The sequence below is a fragment of the Limnohabitans sp. genome, from assembly GCF_046052825.1.
GTDB lineage: Bacteria > Pseudomonadota > Gammaproteobacteria > Burkholderiales > Burkholderiaceae_C > Limnohabitans.
This window is the reverse complement of sequence record NZ_JAVLFP010000084.1, coordinates 1-9,053: the sequence shown is the minus strand read 5'-3', so window position 1 is coordinate 9,053 and position 9,053 is coordinate 1. Positions and strand designations below refer to the sequence as shown.

Below are 9,053 nucleotides of genomic sequence, written 5' to 3'. Positions count from 1 at the left end.
CCCACCCCACCCGCCAAGGTTTCAGTTACAGCCGTGACCAATTTGAAGAATTGGTTGATCTGTCTCTGAGCCACGCCAAAAAGTTGGGCGCCACCGATGCGGGTGCAGAGGCCTCTGAGGGCAGCGGTTTGAGCGTGTCCGTGCGCAAAGGTGAATTGGAAAACGTCGAGCGCAACCGCGACAAATCGCTGGGTGTCACCGTCTATGTAGGGCACCGCCGTGGCAATGCCAGCACCTCGGACTTTTCCAAAGCGGCGATTGAGCGCACCGTCCAAGCGGCCTACGACATTGCGCGTTTCACTGCTGAAGACCCCATGGCGGGCTTGCCCGATGAGCAAGACATTGCCAAACACCACCCCGAGTTGGACTTGTTCCACCCCTGGGCCATCTCCAGCGAAGAGGCGGCTCAACTGGCGCTGCGCTGCGAAGACGCTGCCTTGCGCACCAGCAAACGCATCACCAACAGCGAAGGCGCTGCGGTGTCGGCCCAACAAAGCCATTTCTTCAGTGCCCACACCCACGGCTTTCGCGGGGGCTATGCCAGCTCGCGCCACAGCCTGTCGGTGTCCCCCATCGCGGGCAAAGGCAATAACATGCAGCGCGACGCTTGGTACACCTCCATGCGCTCGGCCGACCAGTTGTCGTCGCCAGAAGCGGTGGGTCGCTATGCCGCCGAGCGCGCCCTGAGCCGTTTGAAGTCGCGCAAGATCGCCACCACCCAATGCGCGGTGTTGTTTGAGTCGCCTGTGGCGGCGGGCTTGTTGGGTGGTTTTGTGCAGGCCGTCAGCGGCGGCTCGCTGTACCGCAAAAGCACCTTCTTGCTCGACTCCTTGGGCAAGCGTGTGTTTCCCAAACACATTGACATCTTGGAAGACCCGCATGAGCTGCGTGGCAAAGGGAGCTCGCCGTTTGACGATGAGGGCGTCACCACCCGGGCGCGTCGCGTGGTCGATGCAGGCCGCGTGCAAGGCTATTTTTTGAGCACTTACTCAGGCCGCAAACTCGGCATGCCCACCACGGGCAACGCGGGTGGGTCACACAACTTGGTCATGAAGTCGCGCCTCACTCAGACGGGTGACGACTTGGATGCCATGCTCAAAAAGCTCGGCACCGGTTTGTTTGTGACCGAAATGATGGGCCAAGGCGTCAACTACGTCACCGGCGACTACTCGCGCGGTGCCAGTGGCTTTTGGGTAGAAAACGGCCAGATTGCGTTTCCCGTGCAAGAAATCACCATCGCGGGCAACCTCAAAGACATGTTCCAGGGCATCCAGGCCATTGGATCAGATGCCTACACCATGGGTGCCAAGACCATCGGCTCGGTCTTGATCAACCGCATGAAAATCGCGGGCAGCTGAGCTGTTGACCTTTGGCACCACCCACCTCAGGCGCAGGGGTGGGCTGACAACGTGTCCTTCAGGGCACCCAGTTCCGACATAGCTTGCCACTTGAAGGCTATTTTTTTGACATGACCGGTCTCTTTACAAGACCGGTTTTTTTTCGCCTTTTAGTTGATGATTTAAATTTTTTAATTGAATTTATGATTAAAGTAACAATAAATTAAAAAACACTAAAAACAACATTTAATGGTGTTTTGAAGGTGCAGTCCAACCGAGAACGGATCCACATCCGGCCGCTCATTTTTTGAAATTTCATGGCATGTCTGAAGCTTCACGCCCCCAAGAAAAGAACGTTGCCGTGATGGCGTCTTCGGCAGATGAAACGATGAGGTTCACCTCGTGGGCCTTGTCCAAGGACGGCTCAGGGTTGCCAGGCGTTGTGCCAGCACCCTCGCAAGAGCGCATCGCGGTTGACGTCATGGCCGGTCAAACCACGCGTGTCAAGGCACTGCCCGGAACTTCTCACGCAGGGGTCGCACTGCAAGTTCAAGCAAAGTCCCCGGACAAAACCGCAAAAACCAGCCATCGTCAAGACCAGGACGACCTCAACGTCACCCCACCCGGGGGTGATGAGTTGGCGCAACAAAATTTTGACCCCTACACGCCATCTGCCAGCCCTGCCTTGTTGAGTTTCAACCAGCCCGGTGATCAGGCGCAGGTGTGGGTTGCTCAAGTGGAATCGGCATCTGTTGGTGCTGCATCGGCCGCGTCTTTGGCCTTGCTTCCCACGCAAGACGAGACCAAAACACCAAGCGCGCAAGAAGAAAAAGACGATGACAAGTTTTGGCTGTTCACTTTTTGGGGAGGAACCTTGGTTGGGGTCTTGCCTCTGTTGGTGTTGTCCGGTGGTTTTTCGGGCGGAAGTCCGAACGCGGGTATTGGCAACGTGTCACCCCCCAACGCGCCCAGCATCGCCAGCGTGACGGATGACGTGGGCAGCATCACCGGCGTGGTCGCCAGCGGCGGGCGCAGCGACGACACGCAACTGGTGGTGCGGGTGAGCTTGACGGGCACCGGCGCGGTGGCCAATGACAGCGTGCAGCTGTACGACAACACCAGCGCGATTGCAGTGGCGATCACGCTCAGTTCAACCAACATCACCAACGGGTGGGTGGACATCACCACCAACACACTCAGCAATGCGACGAGTTATGCGTTGAACGCCAAGATCACCGACGTGGCAGGCAACGCCAGTGCAGCTTCTGGCAACGACAGCGTCACCATTGACACCACAGCGCCGACATTCACCAGTGCAAGCGCTGAGTCGGTGGTCGACACAGGTGCAGGCGTGATCAGCACGACCGCGTTGTCGACAGCCACGGCCACCGATGCATCTGTGGTGAGCTATGCCCTGGTTGCCCCGTCTGTGGGTGACGCCAATTTGTTCAACCTCAACAGCACGACAGGTGTTCTGACCTTCAAAACCACGGAAGCCTACGCGGCAAGCCACGACACAGGTGGCGACCATGTGTACAACGTGACGGTCCGTGCCACTGACATCGCAGGTAACTCAAGCACGCAAGCTCTCACGCTGACGATGACGGCCAACGCCATTTACTTGCAAGACATGGCCTTGGGCATGGGGGGCTTTGTCATCAATGGCGCGAGCTCTGGTGACGTCAGTGGGTTATCCGTGAGCGCTGCAGGCGATGTCAACGGTGACGGCTTGGCCGATGTGATCATCGGCGCGCCCAACGCTTGGAATGGCCCAGCGAACTTGGCCGGACGCAGCTTCGTGGTGTTTGGCAAGACCACCTTCACGGCGGTTGATTTGTCTGCCATAGCCGCAGGCACGGGTGGTTTTGTGATCACTGGGCAAAGCCCTCAAGATACAAGCGGCCAATCTGTCAGTGCCGCGGGGGACGTGAACGGCGATGGTTTGGCGGACGTGATTGTGGGGGCCGACTATTCAGACCCCGCAGCCCTTGGGAATGCTGGTCGCAGTTATGTGGTGTTTGGCAAGACCACCACCACTGCGGTTGATCTGGGGGCGGTCGCGGGCGGTGCGGGTGGCTTTGTGATCAACGGCCAATGCGCTGGGGACCGAAGTGGGATGTCTGTGAGTTCGGCGGGTGACGTGAACGGCGATGGTTTGGCCGATTTGGTCGTGGGTGCTGGCATGTCTGATCCTGCCCTCTTAAACGATGCTGGGCGCAGTTACGTGGTGTTTGGCAAAGCCAACACCACGTCCGTGGATCTGTCAGCAGTGGCTGCAGGCGTGGGTGGTTTTGTGATCAACGGGCAATGTGCCTTTGACCTCAGTGGCGCCAAAGTGAGTGCAGCCGGGGATGTCAACGGCGACGGATTTGCGGACGTGATTGTGGGCGCCTACCCATCAGATCCTGCAGCTAGAGCTGACGCGGGGCGCAGTTATGTGGTGTTTGGAAAAGCCAACACAACGGCCATTGATTTGTCGGACGTAGCCGCCGGTGCGGGTGGCTTTGTGATCAACGGCCAAAGCCTGGGCGACAACAGCGGTTATGCGGTCAGTGCGGCCGGGGATGTGAACGGAGACGGTTTGGCCGACGTGGTACTGAGTGCCGTCAGTGCCAGCACTTCAGCGGGCGCTCTGGCCGGGCAAAGCTATGTGGTGTTTGGCAAGGCCAACACGGGGGCCATTGACTTGTCGGCGGTAGCTGCAGGCAACGGGGGCTTTGTGATCAAAGGTCAATGTGCCGGTGACAACAGTGGTGCTTCTGTGTCCGCAGCAGGGGATGTGAACGGGGATGGCCTGGCCGATGTGATCGTGGGCGCTTGGTTGTCAGACCCCGTCACCGGCGTGGATGCTGGGCGCAGCTATGTGGTGTACGGCAAGACCAACACCAGCGCAATTGATTTATCGGCCGTGGCTGCGGGCACGGGCGGCTTTGTGGTCAATGGGCAGTGTGCTGGCGACAACAGTGGCCAGTCTGTCAGTGCCGCTGGCGATGTGAACGGCGATGGCCTGGCCGATGTGTTGGTGGGGGCTGCGTCATCAGACCCAGCGTCGGGTGCAGACGCCGGCCGCAGCTACGTGATTTTCGGCAGCACCACGGGCGCCTTTGCACAAACGGCGGTGGACCAAGTGGCGACATCAAGCAACCACACCTTGACCTCCACTGGCAACCAAACCTTGGTGGGCAGTTCAGGGGACGACACCTTGATCTCCAGCGCGACCACCGGGGCCGATGTGTTGTACGGTGGTGCGGGCAATGACACTTTTGTGGTGGGCGCCGCCATGGTGGCGGCCTTGCAGAGCACGTTTGGCGCAGGCGGCAACACCACCCAGTTGGCGCGCATCGATGGCGGTACGGGCATCGATGTGCTGCAACTGTCCAGTGGTTCGGCCAATGCCATGGCCAACACCGCATTTGATTTGACGGCCGTAGCCAACGCAGGCGCGAACAGCTCTCGCCTGAACAGCTTAGAAGTGGTGGACCTGTCGGCTGACGCCAGCTTGAGTGCTGGCAAAGGCAACCAGCTCACCCTCGGTTTGCGTGATGTGTTGGACATGACGGGCATGAACGTCTTCAACAGCAGCAACACCAGCAGCTCAAGCGGCACCGCCCTGGGCGCAAGTGTGGCCATGCACCAGTTGATGGTGTGGGGCGATGCCACTGACTATGTCACCGTCAATCTGGGCAGCTGGGTCAAGTCCTTGACCCAAACCGCCGTCACCTACCACGGCCACACCCTGGTGGCCTTTGACAGCAACTCGGCCCCTGTGCATGCGCAATTGCTGATTGACCAAAACATCGTGAATGCCGCAGGCCATCTGACCTTTGTCAAAGACCCCAGCGACACGCCAGTGCTCAGCGCGCCTGCTGCCATCGGCTTGACCGACACCACCGCGGTGGACACTTTCGGCAACGTGACCGGGACCTTGAGTGCCAGCTTTGTCGACACCGGCACACCGCTCACGTTCGGCATCACGGGCGGGGTGAGTGGAGCCTACACGGTCGGCGCAGCGAGTTATGACCTGCAAAAAGCTGGTACTTATGGCTCTTTGTACGTCAACAGCAGCAGCGGCGCTTACGTGTTTGTGGCCAACGCGGGGGCCGTCAATGCCGTGGCTGGCGCCAGCTCACCCAGCGAGAGCTTCACGGTGCGCGCCACCGACAGCAACCTGACCGGCACGAACACCTTGAACGTGACCGTGACCGGGGCCGATGATCCCACGGTCATCACGGGCGTGAGCACCGCGAACTTGACAGAAACCAACCTCGCAGCCTCCTTGAGCACCACGGGCCAACTCACGGCCAGCGATGTCGACAGCAGTGCCGCCTTTGTGGCGCAAACGGGGGTGGCAGGTAGCAACGGCTATGGCCAATTCAGCATTGACGCCGGGGGGGCTTGGACCTACACGGGCAACAGCGCACACAACGAGTTCGTCGGTGGGCAAACGTACACCGATGCCATCACCGTGGCCACGGTGGATGGAACAAGCCAAGTCATCACTGTCACCATGACAGGTACCAACGATCCGGCCGTGTTCATTGGCACGGTCACCGGAGCGTTGACAGAAAACAGCTACCCAGCCCTGATCCAAAACGTGCTGCTGCGCAACACGGACGTCGACAACACGACCAACAGGTTTGTTGCCGTCAACGCTGCAACTCTCAGCACGGGTGGGTATGGCACCTACACCATCAAACAAACGGCGGGTCAGTGGAAGTGGTCCTACACCCTGGACAACAGCAATGCCACTGTTCAAGCCCTGAATACAGGCGACGTTCTGACCGATACCTTCACCGTGTATGCCTTGGACGGAACGCCCCAAACCATCACCATCACGATCAATGGCAACTCGGGCTACATCTTGCTCTCCAACATTGCGGCAGGCATTGGGGGCTTTGTGATCAATGGCCAAACCACCGACGATACCAGCGGTGGTTCGGTCAGCGCCGCAGGCGACGTCAACGGGGACGGCTTGGCCGATGTGATCGTGGGTGCAAACAATGCAGACCCCGCAGGGCTCACAAATGCAGGGCGCAGCTATGTGGTGTTTGGCACGACCAGCACCACGGGGATTGATTTGTCGGCGGTGGCTGCGGGTACAGGGGGCTTTGTGATCAACGGCCAAGGTTCGTGTGACTTCAGCGGCACCTCGGTGAGTTCGGCGGGCGACATCAACGGTGACGGCTTGGCCGATCTGATTGTGGGGGCCTACCGATCAGACCTTGGGGTCGTTCCCGATGTCGGGCGCAGTTATGTGGTGTTTGGCAAGGCCAGTGGCAGCCCCATCGATTTGTCTGCGGTTGCAGCGGGCGTGGGCGGCTTTGTGATCAATGGCCAATGTTCGAACGACTACAGCGGCTACTCGGTCAAAGCCGCTGGCGACGTCAACGGTGACGGCTTGGCCGATGTGATGGTGGGTGCCTACCAATCAGACCCTGGGGTCGTTCCCGTTGCCGATGCCGGGCGCAGTTATGTGGTGTTTGGCAAGGCCAGCACGGGGCCCATTGACTTGTCGGCGGTGGCTGCAGGCAACGGGGGCTTTGTGATCAATGGGCTGTCCACCGGTGCCCAAAGCGGTTATTCGGTCAGCGCAGCCGGTGACGTCAACGGGGACGGTTTTGCCGATGTGATCGTCGGGTCCCCCGGCACCAGCCCGGGGACCAGTTATGTGGTGTTTGGCAAGGCCAACGGCAATTCCATCGATGTGTCGGATGTGGCGGCTGGAACAGGCGGCTTTGTCATCAACGGTCAATTCGCAGGCGATCAAAGCGGCTACAGCGTCAGTGCCGCGGGTGATGTGAACGGGGACGGCTTGGCAGACGTGGTGGTTGGGGCGACGTATGCCAGCGTGGGCACGACCACCCAAGTCGGACGAAGCTATGTGGTGTTTGGTCAAACCAGCACCACTGCCATTGATTTGTCGGCAGTGGCTGCAGGCACTGCTGGCTTTGTCATCAATGGACAGGAAAACAACGACCAAACGGGCTTCTCAGTCAGCATGGCGGGGGACGTCAACGGCGATGGGTTAGCCGATGTGATCGTGAGTTCACGTTATCAGCCCACAGCCAGTGCGGGGGCCTACAACGCTGGGCGAAGCTACGTGGTGTATGGCAAAACCAGCGGGGGCTCGATGGATTTGTCTGCCGTCGCTTTGGGGTTGGGCGGCTTTGTGATCGATGGCCAAGGTAACGGCGACTTCAGCGGTACCTCGGTGAGCGCAGCGGGCGACGTGAACGGAGACGGCCTGGCCGACTTGTTGGTAGGGGCTTATCAAGCAGACCCTGCTTCGGGTCAGGACGCCGGACGCAGCTACGTGATTTTTGGCAGCACCACGGGCGCCTTTGCGCAAACGGCGGTGGACCAAGTGGCGACATCAAGCAACCACACCTTGACCTCCGCCGGCAACCAAACGTTGGTTGGCAGTTCAGGGGACGACACCTTGATTTCCAGCGCCACCACCGGGGCCGATGTGTTGTATGGCGGCGCAGGCAACGACACCTTGGTGGTCAGTGCTGCCCTGGTGGCGGCCTTGCAGAGGACGTTTGGTGCAGGCGGCAACAGCACGCAGTTGGCGCGCATCGATGGCGGCACGGGCATCGACGTGGTGCAACTGGCCAGTGGCACAGCCTCAACCCTGGGTGGCTTGGTCGATTTGACGGCCATTCGCAATGTGGGCAGTGGGGCCTCGCGGCTGAACTCGGTCGAGGTGATCGACTTGTCCGCCGACGCCAGCATGAGTGGCGGACAGGGCAACCAACTCAAGTTGGGGCTGGGTGATGTGTTGGACATGACGGGCATGAACGTCTTCAACAGTGGCAACACGGGCAGCACCAGTGGCACGCCCTTGGGCGCAAGTGTGGCCACGCACCAACTGATGGTGTGGGGAGACGCCACGGACGTGGTCAATATTGGCTTGGCGGATTGGACCAAATCGGTCACGAACACCGCCATCACCTACAACGGCCACACACTGGTGGCCTACAACTACAACACAGCCGGTGTCTATGCCCAGATCTTGATTGACCAAAACATCGTCAATGCGGGCCATGTGATTTGACGGGGGGTCTCAAATTTTTCATTAATTCGTTATTAATACCTAATAATTCATTTACAATGAAATTAATAAAGAATCGATGGAAGTGATGATGGACTACTTCAAAATTTACCCTCAGGCTGTCTATCTTTATCCCGAGGCAGACGGCCAGCTCTCGGGGCTGTTGCACTACCAGTTGGAGCAGTACGGCTGTTTCTACAAAAGCCGCACCTGCACCGTGCAGGTGATCAAAGAGACATCGGTCGGTGGCAAGTGGTCGATCGTGGCGCCAGAGTTTGAGGCTGGCAACAGTTCTTTTGTGGGCTTCATGGAGGCCCTCAATTACTACATGATCGGGGTCTTGGGCTTGGACCCCTTTGAGGTCATCGAGGGCAGCCACAAGCGCAGTGTGAACGTGCACTTCAACGACGTGTTGTTTGACGTCGAGTCTCGCCAAATGGTGAAGGCCTCGCCACCACCCACGGCACCTTCATTGCGGGCGTGACCGACGCGCAGGGCCATGGCTGAAATCAGCAAACAAGACTTGGCGATCATGAATGCAGAGATGGCTGCACGCATCTTCATGCACATCGCCCAAGCACAAACCAGCCCGGCTGGAGGGGCTGCCAAGCGCTACGAACTCAGTGTTGAAGAGCAACATGCCTTGCGCGACATGTTTGGCG

General features: G+C 59.2%; 3 protein-coding genes. All 3 read left to right on the top strand.

Annotation, left to right across the window (positions count from 1 at the left end):
* The coding region (gene pmbA / locus ACKWJN_RS13960) for a metalloprotease PmbA (RefSeq protein ID WP_408597864.1) at positions 1-1,358 on the top strand (1,358 nt) is incomplete at its 5' end.
* Between the two features lie 301 nt (positions 1,359-1,659).
* Positions 1,660-8,394, top strand: a complete 6,735-nt coding sequence (locus ACKWJN_RS13955; protein WP_408597862.1) for a VCBS domain-containing protein — start codon at positions 1,660-1,662, stop codon at positions 8,392-8,394.
* Positions 8,395-8,482: 88 nt separating this feature from the next.
* Positions 8,483-8,875, top strand: coding sequence for a hypothetical protein (locus tag ACKWJN_RS13950; protein WP_408597860.1), 393 nt, complete (start codon positions 8,483-8,485; stop codon positions 8,873-8,875).
* The last annotated feature ends 178 nt before the right edge of the window (positions 8,876-9,053 follow it).